The 16,954-nt window shown below is 64.0% G+C and carries 22 protein-coding genes and 1 pseudogene; 10 read left to right on the forward strand and 13 right to left on the reverse strand.

From position 1 onward, the window contains the following. Nucleotides 1-124: 124 nt before the first annotated feature. Nucleotides 125-661, reverse strand: a complete 537-nt coding sequence (locus LIX00_RS11420; RefSeq protein WP_227353311.1) for a DsbA family protein — start codon at nucleotides 659-661, stop codon at nucleotides 125-127. Nucleotides 662-772: 111 nt separating this feature from the next. After that, nucleotides 773-2,020, reverse strand: a complete 1,248-nt coding sequence (locus LIX00_RS11425; RefSeq protein ID WP_227353312.1) for an aminotransferase class V-fold PLP-dependent enzyme — start codon at nucleotides 2,018-2,020, stop codon at nucleotides 773-775. A gap of 117 nt (nucleotides 2,021-2,137) precedes the next feature. Here LIX00_RS11425 and LIX00_RS11430 point away from each other — a divergent pair, with 117 nt between their 5' ends. Then, on the forward strand, nucleotides 2,138-2,317 hold the full coding sequence (locus LIX00_RS11430; RefSeq protein WP_227353313.1) for a hypothetical protein: 180 nt from the start codon (nucleotides 2,138-2,140) through the stop codon (nucleotides 2,315-2,317). Between the two features lie 126 nt (nucleotides 2,318-2,443). Beyond that, nucleotides 2,444-2,788, forward strand: coding sequence for a DUF6176 family protein (locus tag LIX00_RS11435; RefSeq protein WP_227353314.1), 345 nt, complete (start codon nucleotides 2,444-2,446; stop codon nucleotides 2,786-2,788). A 33-nt stretch (nucleotides 2,789-2,821) separates the two neighbouring features. Here LIX00_RS11435 and LIX00_RS11440 read toward each other — a convergent pair whose 3' ends face one another. Both LIX00_RS11440 and LIX00_RS11445 read right to left on the reverse strand, forming a co-directional pair. After that, nucleotides 2,822-3,112: a DUF424 domain-containing protein gene (locus LIX00_RS11440; RefSeq protein ID WP_227353315.1), complete on the reverse strand. Its 291-nt coding sequence runs from the start codon at nucleotides 3,110-3,112 to the stop codon at nucleotides 2,822-2,824. Next, a pseudogene (locus tag LIX00_RS11445) lies at nucleotides 3,112-3,840 on the reverse strand (tetratricopeptide repeat protein); the annotation flags it as partial. The gene LIX00_RS11440 and the pseudogene LIX00_RS11445, both read right to left, overlap by 1 nt. Nucleotides 3,841-3,888: 48 nt before the next feature. Here LIX00_RS11445 and LIX00_RS11450 point away from each other — a divergent pair. From LIX00_RS11450 to LIX00_RS11470, 5 genes are all read left to right on the forward strand, one after another. Next, complete coding sequence (locus LIX00_RS11450; protein ID WP_227353317.1) at nucleotides 3,889-4,812, forward strand: ABC transporter ATP-binding protein; 924 nt, start codon at nucleotides 3,889-3,891, stop codon at nucleotides 4,810-4,812. After that, nucleotides 4,809-6,314: a fluoroquinolone export ABC transporter permease subunit gene (locus LIX00_RS11455; RefSeq protein ID WP_227353318.1), complete on the forward strand. Its 1,506-nt coding sequence runs from the start codon at nucleotides 4,809-4,811 to the stop codon at nucleotides 6,312-6,314. The genes LIX00_RS11450 and LIX00_RS11455 overlap by 4 nt, the downstream gene beginning before the upstream one ends. Before the next feature lie 180 nt (nucleotides 6,315-6,494). Beyond that, entirely contained in the window at nucleotides 6,495-7,055 is a 561-nt protein-coding gene (locus tag LIX00_RS11460; RefSeq protein WP_227353319.1) for a TATA-box-binding protein, read from the forward strand. Between the two features lie 72 nt (nucleotides 7,056-7,127). Next, a complete protein-coding gene (locus LIX00_RS11465; RefSeq protein ID WP_227353320.1) occupies nucleotides 7,128-7,493 on the forward strand; it encodes a DUF7473 family protein in 366 nt (121 codons plus the stop codon). A gap of 40 nt (nucleotides 7,494-7,533) precedes the next feature. Further along, nucleotides 7,534-7,926, forward strand: a complete 393-nt coding sequence (locus LIX00_RS11470) for a hypothetical protein (RefSeq protein WP_227353321.1) — start codon at nucleotides 7,534-7,536, stop codon at nucleotides 7,924-7,926. On the opposite strand, the gene LIX00_RS11475 is transcribed toward LIX00_RS11470, so the two are convergent. The 3 genes from LIX00_RS11475 to LIX00_RS11485 are packed head-to-tail and all read right to left on the reverse strand — an operon-like array spanning nucleotide 7,923 to nucleotide 10,409. Next, nucleotides 7,923-8,399 (reverse strand): dihydrofolate reductase, encoded by a 477-nt coding sequence (locus LIX00_RS11475; RefSeq protein WP_227353322.1) that lies wholly within the window; start codon nucleotides 8,397-8,399, stop codon nucleotides 7,923-7,925. The genes LIX00_RS11470 and LIX00_RS11475 overlap by 4 nt on opposite strands. Next, nucleotides 8,399-9,391, reverse strand: a complete 993-nt coding sequence (thyA, locus tag LIX00_RS11480; RefSeq protein WP_227353323.1) for a thymidylate synthase — start codon at nucleotides 9,389-9,391, stop codon at nucleotides 8,399-8,401. The genes LIX00_RS11475 and thyA overlap by 1 nt, the downstream gene beginning before the upstream one ends. 49 nt (nucleotides 9,392-9,440) lie before the next feature. Further along, nucleotides 9,441-10,409: a methyltransferase domain-containing protein gene (locus tag LIX00_RS11485; protein ID WP_227353324.1), complete on the reverse strand. Its 969-nt coding sequence runs from the start codon at nucleotides 10,407-10,409 to the stop codon at nucleotides 9,441-9,443. 216 nt (nucleotides 10,410-10,625) lie between these two features. On the opposite strand from LIX00_RS11485, the gene LIX00_RS11490 reads away from it, so the two are divergent. Continuing rightward, entirely contained in the window at nucleotides 10,626-11,033 is a 408-nt protein-coding gene (locus LIX00_RS11490; protein WP_227353325.1) for a nuclear transport factor 2 family protein, read from the forward strand. A 67-nt stretch (nucleotides 11,034-11,100) separates the two neighbouring features. Here the strand turns inward: LIX00_RS11490 and ftsY are convergent, their stop codons facing one another. The 6 genes from ftsY to thpR form a co-directional block, all read right to left on the reverse strand. After that, entirely contained in the window at nucleotides 11,101-12,219 is a 1,119-nt protein-coding gene (ftsY, locus tag LIX00_RS11495; protein ID WP_227353326.1) for a signal recognition particle-docking protein FtsY, read from the reverse strand. Between the two features lie 6 nt (nucleotides 12,220-12,225). After that, nucleotides 12,226-12,684 (reverse strand): prefoldin subunit alpha, encoded by a 459-nt coding sequence (pfdA, locus tag LIX00_RS11500; protein ID WP_227353327.1) that lies wholly within the window; start codon nucleotides 12,682-12,684, stop codon nucleotides 12,226-12,228. A gap of 317 nt (nucleotides 12,685-13,001) precedes the next feature. Next, nucleotides 13,002-13,667 (reverse strand): translation initiation factor IF-6, encoded by a 666-nt coding sequence (locus LIX00_RS11505; RefSeq protein WP_227353328.1) that lies wholly within the window; start codon nucleotides 13,665-13,667, stop codon nucleotides 13,002-13,004. Between the two features lie 4 nt (nucleotides 13,668-13,671). Next, the gene (locus LIX00_RS11510) at nucleotides 13,672-13,950 is read right to left on the reverse strand and encodes a 50S ribosomal protein L31e (RefSeq protein ID WP_227353329.1); all 279 of its coding nucleotides are present in this window, start codon (nucleotides 13,948-13,950) and stop codon (nucleotides 13,672-13,674) included. Further along, the gene (locus tag LIX00_RS11515) at nucleotides 13,950-14,102 is read right to left on the reverse strand and encodes a 50S ribosomal protein L39e (RefSeq protein WP_227353330.1); all 153 of its coding nucleotides are present in this window, start codon (nucleotides 14,100-14,102) and stop codon (nucleotides 13,950-13,952) included. Before LIX00_RS11515 ends, LIX00_RS11510 begins: the two co-directional genes overlap by 1 nt. 53 nt (nucleotides 14,103-14,155) lie before the next feature. Further along, nucleotides 14,156-14,713, reverse strand: a complete 558-nt coding sequence (gene thpR / locus LIX00_RS11520) for an RNA 2',3'-cyclic phosphodiesterase (protein ID WP_227353331.1) — start codon at nucleotides 14,711-14,713, stop codon at nucleotides 14,156-14,158. 112 nt (nucleotides 14,714-14,825) lie between these two features. Between thpR and fer the strand changes: the two genes are divergently transcribed. Together fer and LIX00_RS11535 are read left to right on the forward strand one after the other, a co-directional pair. After that, nucleotides 14,826-15,470: a ferredoxin Fer gene (gene fer, locus LIX00_RS26065; RefSeq protein ID WP_303659897.1), complete on the forward strand. Its 645-nt coding sequence runs from the start codon at nucleotides 14,826-14,828 to the stop codon at nucleotides 15,468-15,470. Between the two features lie 61 nt (nucleotides 15,471-15,531). Further along, complete coding sequence (locus LIX00_RS11535; protein ID WP_227353332.1) at nucleotides 15,532-16,917, forward strand: signal recognition particle protein Srp54; 1,386 nt, start codon at nucleotides 15,532-15,534, stop codon at nucleotides 16,915-16,917. Nucleotides 16,918-16,954 lie beyond the last annotated feature (37 nt).

The raw sequence follows: 16,954 nt of genomic DNA on the forward strand, positions 1-16,954 counted from the left end.
TCGTCGGCGACACCGTTAGTATTCTGCGATCGTCGATTCCGAACGTCGACGAACGAACCGCGATCGGTTTCACACGAACCGCGCGAAAAATGGGTGTCTGCGCAGCTTCTCCCCTCGGCCGCGATCACATCGCGTCTTCGAGCGCCGCCCGAAGCGGGGTGACGTCCCACTGCTCGTCGTAGCGCTCCCCGTTGATGAAGAACGTCGGCGTCCCCACAACTCCGCTCTGAGCGCCGGAGACGAGATCGTCGCGGACCCGGTTGCGGTGGGTGTGCATCGCGAGTTCGTCGTTGAACTGGGTGCGGTCGAGGTCGAGGTCCGCGGCGAAATCCTGGAGGTCCGTTTCCGTTATTTCGCTCGGATGCTCGAAGAGCATGTCGTGCATCTCCCAAAACTTCCCCTGTTCCGCCGCCGCTTCCGCCGCTTCCGCCGCCCGCTGAGCGTGCGGATGCAGTTGCGTGAGCGGGAAGTGACGAAAGACGAACCGCACTCGATCACCCATCGTTTCTCTCAGTTCTTTCACCGCCCGGTGTGCCTCTTCGCAGTACGGACACTCGTAGTCGCCGTATTCGACGAGCGTGACGGTCGCATCGGCGACGTCGTCGACGTGGTCGCGCTCGTTCACCGGCACGGCAAGCTGCGTTACGTGTGATTGACTCATCGTACCCCGTCTAGAACTACCGCCGTCGTCGGTCATAGACCTACCGCGAACCGTCCGGCGATCCACGGGCGGCGCAGGCCGAACGCCTCGGGGGCGCACCCCCGGGACGGTTCACTGCGCGAACAGCTGTCGGGCGTCGTCGACCGCCTCGACCAGCTTATCGACTTCTTCGCGGGTGTTGTAGAGGTAGAAGGACGCCCGCGCCGAGGCCGCCACGCCGAGTTTGTCGTGGAGCGGCTGCGTGCAGTGGTCGCCCGCCCGGATGGCGACGGCGTGGTCGTTCACGATGCTGGAGAGGTCGTGGGCGTGGACGCCGTCGACGTTGAACGAGACGAGGCCGCCCCGGTCGTCGCCAGGCGGTCCGTAGATGTCCACGTCGCCCTCCTCGGTCAGGCGGTCGTAGGCGTACTCCGCGAGTCGCTCCTCGTGGCGCTGGATGCGCTCCATGCCGATGTCCTCCAGGTAGTCGACGGCGGCGGCCAGCGCGACGCCCTGCGCGATGACCGGCGTTCCGGCCTCGAACTTCCACGGCAGGTCCTCCCACGTCGAGTCCTCGTAGGTCACCTTGCGAATCATGGATCCGCCGTAGAGGTACGGCTCCATCTCCTCCAAGAGGTGCTTCTTACCGTACAGGCAGCCGATTCCGGTCGGCCCGGCCATCTTGTGCCCGGAGAACGCGTAGAAGTCGGCGTCGATGGCTTCGACGTCGACGGGGCGGTTCGGCACCGCCTGCGCGCCGTCCACGAAGATGTAGGCGTCGTGGTCGTGGGCGAGGTCGGCCAGTTCTCCGACCGGGTTGACCGTCCCGAGCGTGTTCGAGACGTGCACCGCGCTCACCATCTTCGTGTCGTCGGTGATGAGGTCGGCGGCGGCGTCCATGTCGAGGTACCCCCGCTCGTCGACGGGGATGTACTTCACGTCCGCGCCGGTCTTCTTGCCGAGTTGTTGCCACGTCACGAGCGAGGCGTGGTGCTCCATCTCGGTCAGGACGACTTCGTCGCCGGGGCCGAGTTCTTCGAGGCCCCACGCGTAGGCGACGAGGTTCTCGGATTCGGTCGTGTTCTTCGTGAACACCATCTCCTCGCGCTCGCCGCTCGCGCCGACGAACTCGGCGAGGCGGTCGTGCGCCTCCTCGTAGGCGACGGACGCTTCCTGGCTCAGGTGGTGGATGCCGCGGTGGACGTTCGCGTTGTAGTTCCGATAGTAGTCACAGATGGTTTCGACGACCTGCTCCGGCGTCTGGGTCGTCGCCGCGTTATCGAGATACACCAACTGCGTTCCGTCGAACTCGCGCTGGAGAATCGGGAAGTCCTCCCGAATGCGCTCCACGTCCAGCGCATCTGTCTGTTGGGTTTCCATTACCATCCCGTTGGTGTTCGAGTCAAAACACTCCTTCGGTCCGACGAGACGAGCGAAACCGATTCCGGTTACGCCGCGGGCAACGCGGCTTAAGGCGCTCCGTCCCCTCGGGTTGGTATGGTCTCGAAACGACGACTCGGCGCGAGTCTGCTCTTCCTCGGCCTCGCGTTCGTCGGCGCGTTCCACGCCTTCCTCGCGGTCGCGTTCGACACCGGATTGGCGACCGTGGGCGGCGGCGTCGCGGTCGCCTCGCTGCTCTGTCTGGTCGCGGTGAACGTCCCGGCGCTCCTCGACTAGCCCCGCTCGCCGGAACCCCGCGTACCCGTCGAGCTACGTCGCCGCAGCGGGGTGCGCTTCGATTTCGGGCCGACGGTTTTCTGTCAGGTCAGCATCTATAAGTAGTCCGTTCCGTTTCCCTCCGACATGGTCGACGTCGTGCTGACGAAACGGAAGATAAAACCGGGAAAGACGCGGCGACTGAAGGAGTGGATGGCAGAGATTCGGTCGCGCGAGGACGAGGCCGTCGAGACGTACGAGAGCGAGGGGATGCACAGCGAATCCGCCTTCATCGAGCGGACGGACGAAGGCGACTTTCTCGTCTACTACATGGAGTCCGAAGACGCACGGCGTGCGTACGAGGCCTTCGAAAACTCGACGCACGAGATAGATAGAGAACACAAGGAGGTGATGGAAGCGACCCTCGAAGACGAACGGAGCGTCGGCGAGTACGAACTGCTCTACCACCTCGCCCATCCGAACCGACCGTAGGTATCCGGTTCCGCCTCACGAGCGCGGCGGAGACTACATCCGCAGGAACTGCGCGTGCCGAGTCGAATCGAGGTCGAGGACGTTCGCCTCGTCCACGAACCCCGCCTCAACCGCGAGCGCGACGGCGTCTGTGCCGACGATGTTCGCCACGCTGGCGCGCGCGAGGCTATCGACGACCTCGTTCTCGTCGACCTCGTCGCCGCCGTAGAACTCCTCGGTGACGGTGAGCGAGACGTTCTCGGCCTCGAACGTCTCGCCGAGCACGTCGTCGTCGCAGACGGCGACCAACAACCCTTCCTGCGTGTCGCGCTCCCGGAGTATCATTCCTGAATCAACTCTTGCTCCGCCTGCTTTCGCATCTCCTCGGCTTCCTCCGCGAGTCGCTCCGCTTCCTCGTCCTCGCCCAGTTCCTCCAGCGCGCGCGCCTTCTCCTCGACGACCTGCGCGTTCCTGAACCCGAGTCGAATCGCGTTGTCGAGGCAGTTCAGGGCGTCCTCGGCGAGGCCGCGTTCGAGCAGGAAGAAGCCGCGGTTGAACCACGCTTGCGGGAACCGCTGGTCGATCTCGACCGCGCGCTCGGAGTGTTCGAGCGCCTGTTCGGTCTGGCCGGACTCCCAGAGGGCGTAGGCCAGATTCGTTTCCGCGGTGGCGGCGTGTTCGCTGTCGTCGTCGATTCGCAGGGCCTCTCGGTACGCGCCGATGGCTTCGTCCCACTCCTCGAGTTGACCGTGCGCCGCGCCCTTGTTCACCCAGGCTTCCTGCGCTTCGAGGGAGTCCTCCTCGGCGTAGCGCGCCGCGCGCTCGAACGTCTCGGTCGCCTGCTCGAAGCGATTTATCTGCATGTAGCTCAGGCCGACCTCCACGAGGTCCTCGACGGACACGCGGTCTCGCGGAATCGCCTGCTGGTCCAGCATGTCGGTGACGACCCGGGAGTCGACGGGGTCGACCTCGTCCGGATTCACTTCCAGTTCGGGCGGGTCCAGATCGAACTCGTCGTAGGGGTCGCCGAAGCCTTCCCCTTCGGAGAACTTGTGACTTCGCTCGTCGCTCATTATCGGTCGGTTAGGGCGGCGTACTGTTAAGGTCTGCGCCATCGCGCCTTGGAGATCCGATCGAAATCACCTGACACAATCCACTTTTTAAGTATTCCTGCTCAATTAGTGAACACGATGATCACCGTGCGAGACCTCGATTTTACCTATCCGGGGTCTCAGGCACAGACACTACACGGTCTCGACTTCGAGGTCGAGGCGGGGGAGGTGTTCGGCTTCCTCGGGCCGAGCGGCGCGGGCAAGAGCACGACCCAAAAAGTTCTCACGGGACTCCTCGACGATTACGATGGCTCTGTCCGGGTGTTCGACCGGGAAGTCCGAGAGTGGAGTAGAGAGTACTACGACCGTATCGGCGTCTCCGGCGAATCGCCGAACCATTACCTGAAGCTGACCGGACGCGAGAATCTGGCTCTGTTCGCCTCACTCCACGAGGGCGAGACCAGGGATGCCGAGAAACTCCTGTCCCTCGTCGGTCTCGGAGACGCCGTCGACCAACCCGTCGGAGCCTATTCGAAAGGGATGCAGATGCGCCTCAACTTCGTCCGTGCGCTACTACATGATCCGGAACTACTCTTTCTCGACGAACCGACGAGTGGTATCGACCCAGGGAACGCGAAGATCGTCAAGGACACGATTGCCTCACTCGCCAACGAAGGAAAGACGATCTTCTTGACGACACACGACATGACCGTCGCAGATCAACTCTGTGACCGCGTGGCCTTCCTCATCGATGGCCGGATGCCGCTTGTCGACGCTCCGAGTGACTTGAAGCGCGAGTACGGTTCGCGAACCCTTCGCGTCACCTATCGCCGCGACGGTGAGGTGATAGCAGAACGCTTCGCGCTTGACGACCTCGTCGCCGCCGACGGCTTCGAACGCATCATCACCGAAGAGCGCGTCGAAACCATCCACACCGAGGAAGCGACGCTCGAAGACGTTTTCCTCGAAGTAACCGGGACGACGCTCGTATGATACGCACTATCAAAAGGACGATACCGACACTCCGTTCGATGCTCTCGTGGGATATCCGATTGCAGATTCGCTACGGGTTTTACGCAGTCTATGCAGTGGTGACTCTCTTTTATCTCCTCATCCTCGACACCCTCCCCGCCGACCTCGTGGAACCTGCGCTCGTCCTCGTCGTCGTCACCGACACCGCGGTTCTCGGTTTCTACTTCATCGGCGCGCTCGTCCTGATCGAGAAGCGGGAAGGTGTACTCGATGCACTCGTCGTCACGCCGCTCGGCATCCGCGGCTATGTCATCTCGAAGACGATCTCTCTGACGGCGCTCGCTGCGCTCGCATCGACGGTAGTCGTTGCCTTCGTGTATCCCACAGGGGTCGACTTCTTGCTGTTACTCGCAGGTGTCGCGCTGACCGCGTCGTTGTTCGTTCTGGTCGGTGTCGCCGCCGTCGCCCGGTTCAACACGATAAACCGCTACTTCTTCAGCGCGGTGCTCTACGGGACGGTACTCTACACACCGCTCGCCGGATATCTCGGCGTCTTCGAGACACCATTGTACTACTTCCTCCCGATTCAGCCTACGCTCGTCCTCGTCGAGGGAGCATTCGGCGGGTATAGGTTAGCGACGATCAGCTACGCCCTCGCCTATCTGGGTCTCGGAAACGCCGTCGCGTACGTCCTTGCGCGTCGCCAGTTCCGCTATCACGTCGTGCAGGGTGGTGAGAAACGGCGGACTGCTTCGACCCACGAACCAAATCGACTCACGTCGTGGGTGAACGAACGAGTCGGTTCTGTCGGTGGGATGGCGCTCGCGGATATCCGAAATTGGGTTCGAGATCCGATTCTCCTCCTCGCCGCGACCGGCCCGCTCGCGTTGGGGGTCTTCGCCCGTCTGGTTCTGCCCGTGATAGACCGTCAGTACGTCCCCGGTCTCGACCTTTCGGTGTACTTTCCGGTCGTACTCGCCTTCCTCGTCGCGTTCCCGCCGTACATCTACGGATTCGTCGTCGGCTTCTTCGTCCTCGAAGACCGTGAACAGGGGACGCTGTCGGCGCTGGTCGCCTCGCCGCTCACACGCAGCGGCTACCTTCGCTATCGTGGATTGTCTGCCTACCTGCTCAGCGTCGTCGGCGTGGTGCTGTCGGTCGCCCTGTTCGGCTTGGCCGACATCCCACCGCTTGCTGTCGGCAGTATCGCACTGGTCGCGGCGTTGGCGGGGCCTGCCGTCACGTTCCTCTTTGCAAGCCTCGCACGGGATTCCATCGAAGGACTGGCGATCAACAAACTGCTCGGACTCGTGGTCGTCCTCCCGGCGCTCGCTATCCTCGTCCTTCCCGAACCGATAGAGTACGTCGCCGGTATCGATCCGCTCTACTGGCCGATGAAGGCAGCCGTCGCCAGCGCAGAAACAGGAGTGGGCGTCGCAGTCTTCGTTTACCTCGCTCTCGGTATCGTCTCGCTGGGTCTGGTTACGGTGGGCTTTGCCCGTCGATTCGATGTGGCGACGTAGCCTTGTCGAGGGATAGATGTCAGTCAGATAACTCTGAGACGGTCGTTAGCACGACCGAACCGACCGCCGGAACTCCCATATCAATATTCCGTCCCGAGAGCGTTCATAAAGGCCATTTGAGACGTGTCAGTAGGGACTACCAACCTTTATAAACCTTAAATACGACATTTAAGTCGCGCTATGACCGACCCCAAGGAAACCATCAACATTGAAAACGTGGTCGCCTCGACGGGCATCGGGCAGGAACTCGACCTTCAGAGCGTCGCTATGGACCTGGAGGGCGCGGATTACGACCCCGAGCAGTTCCCCGGTCTCGTCTACCGCACCCAGAACCCCAAATCGGCCGCACTCATCTTCCGCTCCGGAAAGATCGTCTGCACCGGCGCGAAGAGCACCGCCGACGTTCACGAGAGCCTCGAAATCGTCTTCGACAAACTGCGCGAGTTGAACATCGAAGTCAACGAGGACCCCGAAATCGTCGTCCAGAACATCGTCACCAGCGCCGACCTCGGCCGCAATCTCAATCTCAACGCTATCGCCATCGGCCTCGGTCTGGAGAACATCGAGTACGAACCCGAACAGTTCCCCGGACTCGTCTACCGTCTCGACGAACCCGAAGTCGTCGCGCTGCTCTTCGGCTCCGGGAAACTCGTCATCACTGGCGGGAAGAAACCCGAGGACGCGGAGCAAGCGGTCGACAAAATCGTCTCGCGTCTCGAAGAGCTCGGTCTGCTGGAGTAACGCTCTCCCTTTCCTTTCGAACGGCGGAACGACATCGCCACGCACAAGCCGCCTCGTTTCTGAATCTCGCACATGCCACTGCTGGGTGAACTGACGCCTGTCGTCGGAACGTATCTCCTCCTCGCGGCGTTCCTCACGCTGACGGGCCACGTCGCCGCGCGAAACGTCCTCGGGAGCGTGCCGCTCACGCGCGCGCTGGCGGTCGGCCTCCCCGTCGCGGCGCTTCCCTTCCTCCTCCAGCGGTACTTCCCGCCCGCGGTGCTCCTCCTCGCGCTCGTCCTCGACCTGACCATCTTCCACGTCGTCTACCGGCTGAAGTGGCGCACCGCGGGCTTCGTCACCTTCATCCACGTCATCGTCAGCGTCCTCGGCGGCATCGTCATCGGCGGCATCGCGTACCTCGTCTCGCTCGGGCCCCCGCCCGCGCCGCCGGGATAGTCGACAGAAGACTTATTCTACGCGGCGACGGCCCCTCGGTATGTCCCTCCCCCGCCGCCTCGAACAGGTCGGCATCGTCGTCGGAAGCGTGCTGATGGTTTCGCTTCCGGTCAGCGTACTCACAGCGCTGCTGATAGCGGACCCCACCGTCTGGCAACTCGCTCTTCTCTGGTGCGTGCCGGGAGCGCTCGTCGGGGTTCTCATCGCAACCAACCGCGTTCCAGTCGCGTACGATCAGGTCTGGGCGTTCGGCATCGTCAGTTGGGCGGTGACGCTGCTGCTCTGGACTAATCTCGACGTTTCGATGACCGCCGTCCTCGAAGGAAACGCCGACCTCTCCGCCTCGCTCGGCGCATGGGTCGTCGGCCTGCTCATCGGTCTTCTGGCGGCGTATCGCCGCCGCCCTGAAAAAACCGCTTCGAACGCGAGCTAACGCTCGTACCGCACGAAATCGAAGTCCTCTCGTTCTTCTCGTTCGACCTCCCGCCACTCCTCCGCGTCCCACTCCGGGAACTCCGTATCTCCCTCGTACGCCTCGTGAATCTCGGTGAGAACCATCTCGTCCGCGTGCGGAAGGAACTGCTCGTAGACGGTCGCGCCGCCGCCGACGAAGGCGACGTCGTCCAGTTCCGACACGGCGTCCATCGCCTCCTCGACGCCGTGGACGAGCACGACCTCCTCGGGAAGGTCCGGGGTCGACCGGCTGAGCACGACGTTCGTCCGCCCCGGCAGCGGGCCGTCGATTCGCGCCGCGATGCTCTCGTAGGTCGCCCGCCCCATGACCACGGGGTGACCCATCGTCGTCTCCTTGAAGTGGCGCAGGTCCTCGGCGTAGTGCCACGGCATGTCGCCGTCCCGTCCGATGACGCCGTTCGCCGCGACGGCGGCGACGAGGACGAGCCGCATCACTCGGCCACCCGGAAGCGAATCCCGGGGTGAGCGTCGTACTCCCGGAGGGTGATATCGTCGTAGGTTAACTCGTCTATCGAGTCGGCCGTGATTTCGATTTCGGGGCGCGACTTCGGTTCGCGCGAGAGTTGGGTGAGCAGGCCGGGGACGTGGTCGAAACCAGCCTCATCCTCGGCGGGGGCGGTCGATTCGAGCCATTCGCGGACCTCCCCGAACTCCGCTTTCGCGCTCACGTCGTCCAGCCGCGCTTGCAGGTCGCCGAGGTTGTCGCGGTACCACCCGCCGCGTTCGCCCTCGCCGCAGTAGACGTGCGCGTCCACGATGGTGTGCGCGAACTTCCCGACCTCGAAGCCGGTTTGCCGGGCGAGGACGGTCGCCAGCAGGGCGTAGGCGGCGACGTTGAACGGGATGCCGAGCGCCACGTCGCCCGAGCGCTGTGTGAGGTGGAGGTTCAGCGTCTCGCCCTGCACGTTCACGACGAACGTGTAGTGGCAGGGCGGCAGCGTCGAGACGGCGGCGTTCGCCGGGTGCCACGCCGAGACGACGAACCGCCGCGAGTTCGGATTCTCGCGCAGGCCGTCGACGACGTACTGAATCTGGTCGAAGGTTCCCTCGTCGTTCATCCATCGGTGGTCGTCCTCGGGCCACGATTCGCCCGGTAGTCCCTCCTCGGGCACCGGGAACCGACGCCAGAAGCGACCGTAGGCGGTGTCGAGGTTCCCGTCTTCGTCGGCCCACTCGTCCCAGATGCCGGTCTTCTCGCGCAGGTCGCGGACGTGCTCCTCGCCTGAGAGATACCAGAGGAGTTCGTGGAGCATGGAGTCCCAGCGAAAGCCGTCCATCCGCTTCGTCGTCAGGAGGGGAAAGCCCTCCCGGAGGTCGACCTCGTAGTGTTGGCTGAACGTCGAAATCGTGTCCACGCCGGTTCGGTTGGGTTTGTACTCCCCGTCCCGGAGTACGTCGTCTACCAGCCCGAGATACTGCTCCATGGGCGTGATTCGTACCGGGGATAAAATACGTGTTCGATTCGGAACCCCGCTATCGGGAGAGCACCGCGACGTACCGCGTCAGAGATCGATGCACTCTGCGCTCGAACGTCCCCTCGACCGTCCACCCGGCATCGCGCGCTTCGTCCGTCCACGGGCGGTCGCCGACGATCACCGCGCGAGGCGCGACGCGACGGGCTTCCGCCAGCGCCCCCGCGACGAGGTCGTCCAGTTCGAGGTTGGCGATTTTCGACTGCCTGCCGTACGGCGCGTCGAACACCACGCCGTCGATGGAATCGTCGGAAAACGGGAGGTGCGTGGCATCCCCGCGAACCGTCGCGAAGTCGCTGTCGGGGGCGTAGTGCGCGAGATTTCGACTCGCGCCGCGAACCATCTTCTCCTGCGCGTCCGCGCCGAGCGGACGCGCTCCCGCGAGGGCGGCTTCGATGAGCACGCCGCCGGTCCCGCACATCGGGTCGAGGACGGTCGCGCCGGGCCGCGCGCCGGCCACGTTCGCCAGCGCGCGGGCGAGCAGGGGGTGCATGCTCCCCGGTTGGAAGAACGGTCTGTCGGTCGGTTTGCGGCCGCCGTAGTCGCGGACGCTCTCGCGTTCCAACCAACCGAGAAAGCAGGCGTCGTCCGAGAAAACGACCCGGAGTTCGTGGTCCGGGTCGTCCAGGTCGACCGCGAAACCCCGCTCGACGAGCACCCGCCCGAGTTCGCGCTCCGCCCGCCGAGTGCTGACGCCGACCGTCTCGCGCACGGTTCGCGCCCGCACGGCGACGGTTCCCTCGCGGTCGATGGGTGCGGCGGAGAGCAGCGCGCGCGCGCCGTCCACGTCGGCGTCGGTCTCCCCCACCAGCTCGCTCGCCCGGCGGGTGTACGCGAGGTTCTCGATTCGTTCGGTGATGGTCGTCGCTCGCGCGACGCCGGGCGCGACCACTTCGACGCCGGTCGCCGCGCTCTCGGCCTCGCAGGCCGCGAATTCGTCGTCTTGTCCGCCGAGTTCGAGCAGGTACACGGGAGTTCGTCGTACGCGATACGTGTCGCGCATCGCTCTTGGGGGTTGCGACTGTCGCTCGCGGTGGCCGGATTTCCTCGCATCGACCCGCCGCTGTTCGTTGGATCGGTATCGACCGCAGAGAGTTACGGACGACGAACGAAGATGAGCTATGTTAGCTATTGTCTAGCAAACTATATGCCTTCCGGTGTAGTACACTATTATTGGTGAAGAACAATGGCATCAGCCGCGGCTAAGAGCAACGTTCGAATCGTGGAGGACACGTACGAGGCCTTCAACGACGGTGACATCGACACCGTCCTGTCCTCGATGGCCGACGATATCGAGTGGGTCGAACCCGAGGGGAGCCCGTACGGCGACGTCCACCGCGGCCCCGAGGCCGTGCTGGAGAACGTCTTCCAGCCCTGCTTGGAGGACTTCGCGGACTTCCGGGTCGAGACCGACCGGTTCATCGACGGCGACGACATCATCGTCGTTCTCGGCACCTTCCGCGGGACGAACAGGGAGACGGACAAAGAACTCGACGTCCCGTACGCGCACGTCTGCGAGTTGGAGGACGGTCGGATGAGCCGGTTCGTCGACTACTCGAACGCGCTCCCCATGCTACGGACGTACGAGAAGTGACCGTAACGGACGAGAACAGAACCCTTCGTTTTGATACGGGACCCGACTTCGAAAACGGGCGTCCCGACTACTCCGCTTCGTCACCGAGGAGTCGAGCGACGAGCGTGTCGGGGTCGAATCGTTCCAAGTCGTCGTACTCCTGCCCGACGCCGAGGAAGAGGATTGGCTTGCCCGTGACGTGGGCGATGGAGATGGCGGCACCGCCCTTCGAGTCGGCGTCCGCTTTGGTCAAGATGGAGCCGTCGATTTCGGCGGCGTCGTCGAACTCCTTTGCGCGCTGAACCGCGTCCTGCCCGGCGACCGCCTCGTCCACGAAGAGGGTCATGTCCGGGTCGACGACGCGGTCTATCTTCGCCAACTGGTCCATCAGCCCCTCGCTGGTGTGGAGTCGCCCCGCCGTGTCGCCGAGCACCACGTCGATGTCGTGGGCGTCGGCGTACTCCACGGCGTCGTAGATGACCGCCGCGGGGTCGCCGCCCTGCTCGTGAGCGATGAGCTTCTTGTCCAGCGATTCGGCGTGCACCTGAATCTGCTCGTTCGCGCCGGCGCGGTAGGTGTCGCCGTTCGCCATCACCGAGGAGTAGCCGCGCTCTTCGAGATAGCGCGCCATCTTGGCGATGCTCGTCGTCTTTCCGACGCCGTTGACGCCCGTGAAGATGATGACGAGGGGTTTGTCGGCCTCCGCGATCCGCCCGTCGAAGTCGAACTGCCCGACGCTGATGACCGACAGCAGGGCGTCGCGCAGGGCGTCCTCGACCACGTCGCTCGTCTCGGCGCTGAACTTCCGGGTCGCTCCCACGAGGTCGTTTCGGATGTCGGAGAGCATCTCCTGGGCGACGCTCATCTCCACGTCGCTTTCGAGGAGCGCCATCTCCAACTCCCAGAGGGGGTCCTCGACGTCCTGCTCCTCGATGACGATTTCGCCGCGGGCGAACGACCTCGCTTTCTGTGCGAAGCCCCCGCGTCCGTCGCCCTCCTCGGGTTCCGCCTCCGCCGCGTCGGCTTCGATCGGCTCCTCGACGGGTTCGGATTCGACAGCCTCGTCCTCGACCGACGCGTCCTCTTCGACTTCTTCGACTTCTTCGACTTCCTCCGTCTCTTCCGCGGCTTCCTCGGCCTTCTCCTCGGTCGTCTCCTCTACGTCCTTCCGGAACCCGCTGAGTTTATCCTTCAGACTGTCGAACATCGCCGGTTACTCGTCCTCGTCCTGTTGCCCCTGCATCTGCTGCATCTGCTGTTGCATCTGCTGCTGTTGCATCTGTCGCGCCTGCTGTTCCAACTGGTCGCTCTCCTCTTCGACTTCGCTGATCTCGTCCTGGATGCCGTCGATTCGGTCGTCGACGACGTCCTTCCGACTCCGCAGCGATTCGATGGCGCCCTGCTGGTCGCGCTCCGCGGCGTAGCCGCCGCCGAGTTCCACGACGACCTCGTCGATATCCTCGACGTTGGCGCGGATGTAGGCCCCGCCGCCCAGCGGAACCTGAACGACCGACCCCGTTTCGAGCGTCTCGATGGCTTCGATGGCCTCGTCCATCTCGTTCTTCTCGTCGCGCAGTTGCTCCACCTCCGCCTCCAACTCCTCCTTTTCGGCCTCCAACTGCTGGAGTTGTTGGGAGAGCTGCTGGAGTTCTTGGTTGCCGCCGCCCATCATCGAACTTCGACCTCCGCTCCGCGAGTAATCGCTCTCATACCCACACCTGCGGGAGCGAGCGGGAAGAATCTTCCTAACTCGTCTCCTTCGGCCGGCCGGTGGAAGCGGCGCTCCAAAAATCGAGCGGGTAGCCCCCTCCGATGCCCCGACTCCTACCGCCCTTTCTTCCCGCTTTTTCCGCATCTCCGGCGGCACGTCGTCTCCGAGCCGAGTAGACCGGAAGTCCATCGACTAGCGGTTACACCCTCGGACCGGTTCGTGACCGATCCGTGCCGTTAGACGCGGGACGGTGACGCACCGGGTTACGGACGGAGAATCTAGTCGATATACCCTAGCGCGTCCTCGATTCGCCCGAGTTCCGGCCCGGTCGTATCCTGTCCGACCACGTACCCGTGCGCGTTGGCGAGGAGTCCCGAGCCAACGAGCGGGCCGCCGTAGTTGATGGTGCCGATGTCGGCCGGAACGCCGAGCGCGTCCTCGATGCGGTCGAGTTCGTCGTCGGTCGCCTTCGGGTGACAGAGCACGCCCGCGTTCGTGGCGACCGCGGCGGTGCCGACGGTCCGAACGCCGGCGACCTCGCCGCGCTCGACCGGGACGCCGAGACCGTCCGAGACGGTCTGCACCGCCTCGCGCGAGAGGTCGGGATGGACGTACGCCCCCGTATCGTTCGCCAGCACGACGTTTCCGGCGGCGTTGATGCGCCCCGGCAGTTCGGTGATGGGAGCGTCGACGACATCTCCGATGCGCTCGCGTTCGTTGTCCGTCACGCGACTGCTCACGAGCAGGCCGTTCTCGTTGCCCGCGATCAGCGCGCCGACGGTGGACGACCCGCCGAGGGTCGTTTCGACGACGTCGACCCCCAGTTCGTCGCCGAGCGATTCGGTCAGTTCGTCGTCCAAATCGGGGCGAATCAGAAGATACTCGTCAGTGACGCGAGCGAAAACGCCGACGTACGACGACCCGTTGAACGCGGTACGAAGCAACGCTCTACTCGTCGTACTCCGCCTCGACGACGGCTTCGCCCTCTTCCTCGAAGCGGGCCGCGTGCACGCGGAGCTTCCGCGGGGGGTTCTTGCGACCGCGCGACCAGACGGCCTCGTTGATGGAGGGGTCGAGGCGCACGTCGTCCTCGTCGACCTTGAAGTGTTTGGCGAGGTGGCCGCGCACCAGCTTCATCGCCTTTCCGGCGCGTTTGTGCTTCGGTTCTGCCTTCACGTCTCGGAGCGGAACCGTGACGACTCGCTCCTCGAAATCACTCGCGCTCATTATTCGTCAGTGTCGCTGCGCCGCCAGCTTCGACGCTTCGGGTTTCGCATCACGTTGCGGTCGGTCTTCATCATAACCCACGCCGGGACGCGGGTGTTCTGCCGCTCCAGCTTGGCGAGCCGCTTCTTTTTTGCCTTCGACTTCTTGCCCATAGTGGTTGCCACTTTTCCGCCGTCGCTTAAAATCTTGTTCCTTTCAGCCGGGGTCACAGGGGGAACGCCGCGACGGTCGAGTACTCCGGTCCGTCCGCCGTCAACTCGCTCTCCGTCAGCCGGACCTCCTCGACCCGCATTCGCCCCACCGTGGGGTCATGTTCGCGGACGTTCTCCTGCACGAGTTCCTTCCCACCGGCGTGTCGCATCCGAGCGAGCGTGACGTGGGGAACGAAGTCGTTCTCCTCCGGTTCGAACCCGAGCTCGTACAGCCGCGATTCGACGGCGTCGTGGAGCAGGGTCATCTCCTCCTCGCCGTCCTCGAACCCCAACCACACCACGCTGATGTAGTCCGGACTGGGGAAGACGCCGAGACCGCCGAGCGTCGCCCGGAAGGGGCCGAAGTCGACGTCGTCGGTCACGGCCGATTCGACGGCCTCCTCTACGTCCGGAACGCGCTCGGACTCCACGTCGCCGAGGAACTTCAGCGTCACGTGGGCCTGCTTCGGGTCGGTGAAGTTCAACCCCTCCGCCTCGCGAAAGCTGTCTTGGACGCCTTCGACGCCCTCCGCGAGGTCGTCCGGCAGGTCGATGCTCACGAACAGTCGCATACGCGACTCCACGCCCCCGGGCGGCTTCAAGCTTGGTTCCGCCCGACGAACCGAGCGCCTTCGGAACGTCGTCAGGGATAGGATTTTTGCGTTGGATTCCCTACCACTACGCGTGAGTTCCCCGTTCGATATCTTGGGAGTCGATTCGGATGCGGACGACGCGGAAATCGTCGAAGCGTACAGACGGCGGGTGAAGGAGACGCATCCCGACGTGGGCGGCTCCGCGAGGGAGTTTCAGCTGGTGCAGACGGCGTACGAACAGCTCCAAGAGGGATACGGAACCGAGGAGTACGACGCCGAGCACGAGAGCGTCGAAGAGCGGTACCGACGGGAGCAACCGCGGGTCGAGTACTTGAACTACGAGATTCTCGACGACTACGGGTGGGAACTCGACGACGACGACCTGTTCCGGAAAGCCTCCGATGCGGGACTCGACTCGGCGGACTACGGTCGACTGGAGGTCGAACCCCACGAATCTCTCCTCGAAGCCGCCGAGGATTGCGGTTTCGAGTGGCCGTTCGCCTGCCGAGGCGGGGCGTGCGCCAACTGCGCGGTCGCGCTCGTGGAGGGCGAGATGGAGATGCCCGCGAACCACGTCCTTTCGTCGAACATGGTCGACCGCGGTTTTCGACTGTCCTGTATCAGCGCGCCGACCACGGACGAGATGCGGGTCGTCTACAACGTCAAACACCTACCGGGACTCGACGAACTCCGGTTACCGCCCCAGCAGTTCGGACAGGCCCACTCCGACGATTGAACCCGGCGTCGTCTCTTCCTGAAAGCATTTAAACCGATAGACGGCCAAACACCTCCTAACGATGGTGCTCGACAATCTCGGCAGTTCTCTTCGCGGCTCTCTCGACAAGTTGAGCGGGAAATCCCGCGTCAGCGAGGAGGACATCGAGGAGATCGTGAAGGAGATTCAGCGTTCGCTCCTGCAGGCCGACGTGGACGTGAGCCTCGTGATGGAGCTTTCGGACTCCATCAAAGAGCGGGCGTTGGAGGAAGAACCCCCGGGCGGAACGACGGCCCGCGACCACGTCCTCAGTATCGTCTACGAGGAACTCGTCGGACTGGTCGGCGAGAGCACGGAGATTCCGCTCGAGGAGCAGACGATTCTCCTCGCCGGTCTGCAGGGCTCGGGGAAGACGACCACCTCCGCCAAGATGGCGTGGTGGTTCTCGAAGAAGGGACTCCGCCCCGCGGTCATCCAGACCGACACCTTCCGCCCCGGCGCGTACGACCAGGCGAAGGAGATGTGTTCGCGCGCCGAGGTAGAGTTCTACGGCGACCCGGACAACGACGACCCGGTGGACATCGCCCGAAAGGGGCTGGAGGAGACCGCCGACGCGGACGTTCACATCGTGGACACCGCGGGTCGGCACGCGCTCGAAGACGATCTCATCGACGAGATAGAGAATATCGAGTCCGCGGTCGACCCCGACCGCAACCTGCTCGTGCTCGACGCCGCCATCGGGCAGGGCGCGAAGGATCAGGCGCAGCAGTTCGACGCCTCCATCGGCATCGACGGCGTCGTCATCACCAAACTCGACGGGACGGCGAAGGGTGGCGGCGCGCTGACCGCCGTGAACGAGACCGACTCGTCCATCGCGTTCCTCGGGTCCGGCGAGACCGTCCAGGACGTGGAGCGCTTCGAACCGAACGGTTTCATCTCCCGCCTGCTCGGGATGGGCGACCTGAAACAGCTCACGGAGCGCGTCCAGCGGGCGATGACGGAGACGCAGGAGGAGGAGGAAGATTGGGACCCCGAGAACATGCTGAAGGGCCAGTTCACCCTCAAGGACATGCGCCACCAGATGAACGCGATGAACAAGATGGGCCCGCTCGAACAGGTGATGGACATGATCCCCGGCTTCGGGGGCGGCATCATGGACGAACTGCCGGACGACGCGATGGACGTGACGAAAGACCGAATGCGCTCGTTCGAGGTCATCATGGACTCGATGACCGAGAACGAACTGGAGAACCCCCGCTCCATCGGCGCGAGCCAGATTCGGCGCATCTCCCGCGGCAGCGGGCAGGACGAAGAGCGCGTCCGCGAACTGCTCCAGCAGCACAAGATGATGGCCCAGACGCTCAAACAGTTCCAGGGGATGGGCCAGGGCGGCGACATGGAGCGCATGATGAAGAAGATGCAGGGCGGTGGCGGCGGTGGAATGGGCGGCATGGGTCCGTTCGGGTAATCTGTCTCGGAATCCCGATTCCTCGCGTCCGCCGGTT

The organism is Haladaptatus salinisoli (genome assembly GCF_020614375.1).
Classification (GTDB): Archaea; Halobacteriota; Halobacteria; order Halobacteriales; family Haladaptataceae; genus Haladaptatus; species Haladaptatus salinisoli.

Excerpts from the sequence above, each read along its gene's own strand:
- LIX00_RS11420 (WP_227353311.1), bottom strand. The coding sequence starts at position 661 with ATGAGTCAATCACACGTAACGCAGCTTGCCGTGCCGGTGAACGAGCGC.
- LIX00_RS11425 (WP_227353312.1), bottom strand. The coding sequence starts at position 2,020 with ATGGAAACCCAACAGACAGATGCGCTGGACGTGGAGCGCATTCGGGAG.
- LIX00_RS11430 (WP_227353313.1), top strand. The coding sequence starts at position 2,138 with ATGGTCTCGAAACGACGACTCGGCGCGAGTCTGCTCTTCCTCGGCCTC.
- LIX00_RS11435 (WP_227353314.1), top strand. The coding sequence starts at position 2,444 with ATGGTCGACGTCGTGCTGACGAAACGGAAGATAAAACCGGGAAAGACG.
- LIX00_RS11440 (WP_227353315.1), bottom strand. The coding sequence starts at position 3,112 with ATGATACTCCGGGAGCGCGACACGCAGGAAGGGTTGTTGGTCGCCGTC.
- LIX00_RS11455 (WP_227353318.1), top strand. The coding sequence starts at position 4,809 with ATGATACGCACTATCAAAAGGACGATACCGACACTCCGTTCGATGCTC.
- LIX00_RS11460 (WP_227353319.1), top strand. The coding sequence starts at position 6,495 with ATGACCGACCCCAAGGAAACCATCAACATTGAAAACGTGGTCGCCTCG.
- LIX00_RS11465 (WP_227353320.1), top strand. The coding sequence starts at position 7,128 with ATGCCACTGCTGGGTGAACTGACGCCTGTCGTCGGAACGTATCTCCTC.
- LIX00_RS11470 (WP_227353321.1), top strand. The coding sequence starts at position 7,534 with ATGTCCCTCCCCCGCCGCCTCGAACAGGTCGGCATCGTCGTCGGAAGC.
- LIX00_RS11475 (WP_227353322.1), bottom strand. The coding sequence starts at position 8,399 with ATGCGGCTCGTCCTCGTCGCCGCCGTCGCGGCGAACGGCGTCATCGGA.
- thyA (WP_227353323.1), bottom strand. The coding sequence starts at position 9,391 with ATGGAGCAGTATCTCGGGCTGGTAGACGACGTACTCCGGGACGGGGAG.
- LIX00_RS11490 (WP_227353325.1), top strand. The coding sequence starts at position 10,626 with ATGGCATCAGCCGCGGCTAAGAGCAACGTTCGAATCGTGGAGGACACG.
- ftsY (WP_227353326.1), bottom strand. The coding sequence starts at position 12,219 with ATGTTCGACAGTCTGAAGGATAAACTCAGCGGGTTCCGGAAGGACGTA.
- pfdA (WP_227353327.1), bottom strand. The coding sequence starts at position 12,684 with ATGATGGGCGGCGGCAACCAAGAACTCCAGCAGCTCTCCCAACAACTC.
- LIX00_RS11510 (WP_227353329.1), bottom strand. The coding sequence starts at position 13,950 with ATGAGCGCGAGTGATTTCGAGGAGCGAGTCGTCACGGTTCCGCTCCGA.
- LIX00_RS11515 (WP_227353330.1), bottom strand. The coding sequence starts at position 14,102 with ATGGGCAAGAAGTCGAAGGCAAAAAAGAAGCGGCTCGCCAAGCTGGAG.
- thpR (WP_227353331.1), bottom strand. The coding sequence starts at position 14,713 with ATGCGACTGTTCGTGAGCATCGACCTGCCGGACGACCTCGCGGAGGGC.
- LIX00_RS11535 (WP_227353332.1), top strand. The coding sequence starts at position 15,532 with ATGGTGCTCGACAATCTCGGCAGTTCTCTTCGCGGCTCTCTCGACAAG.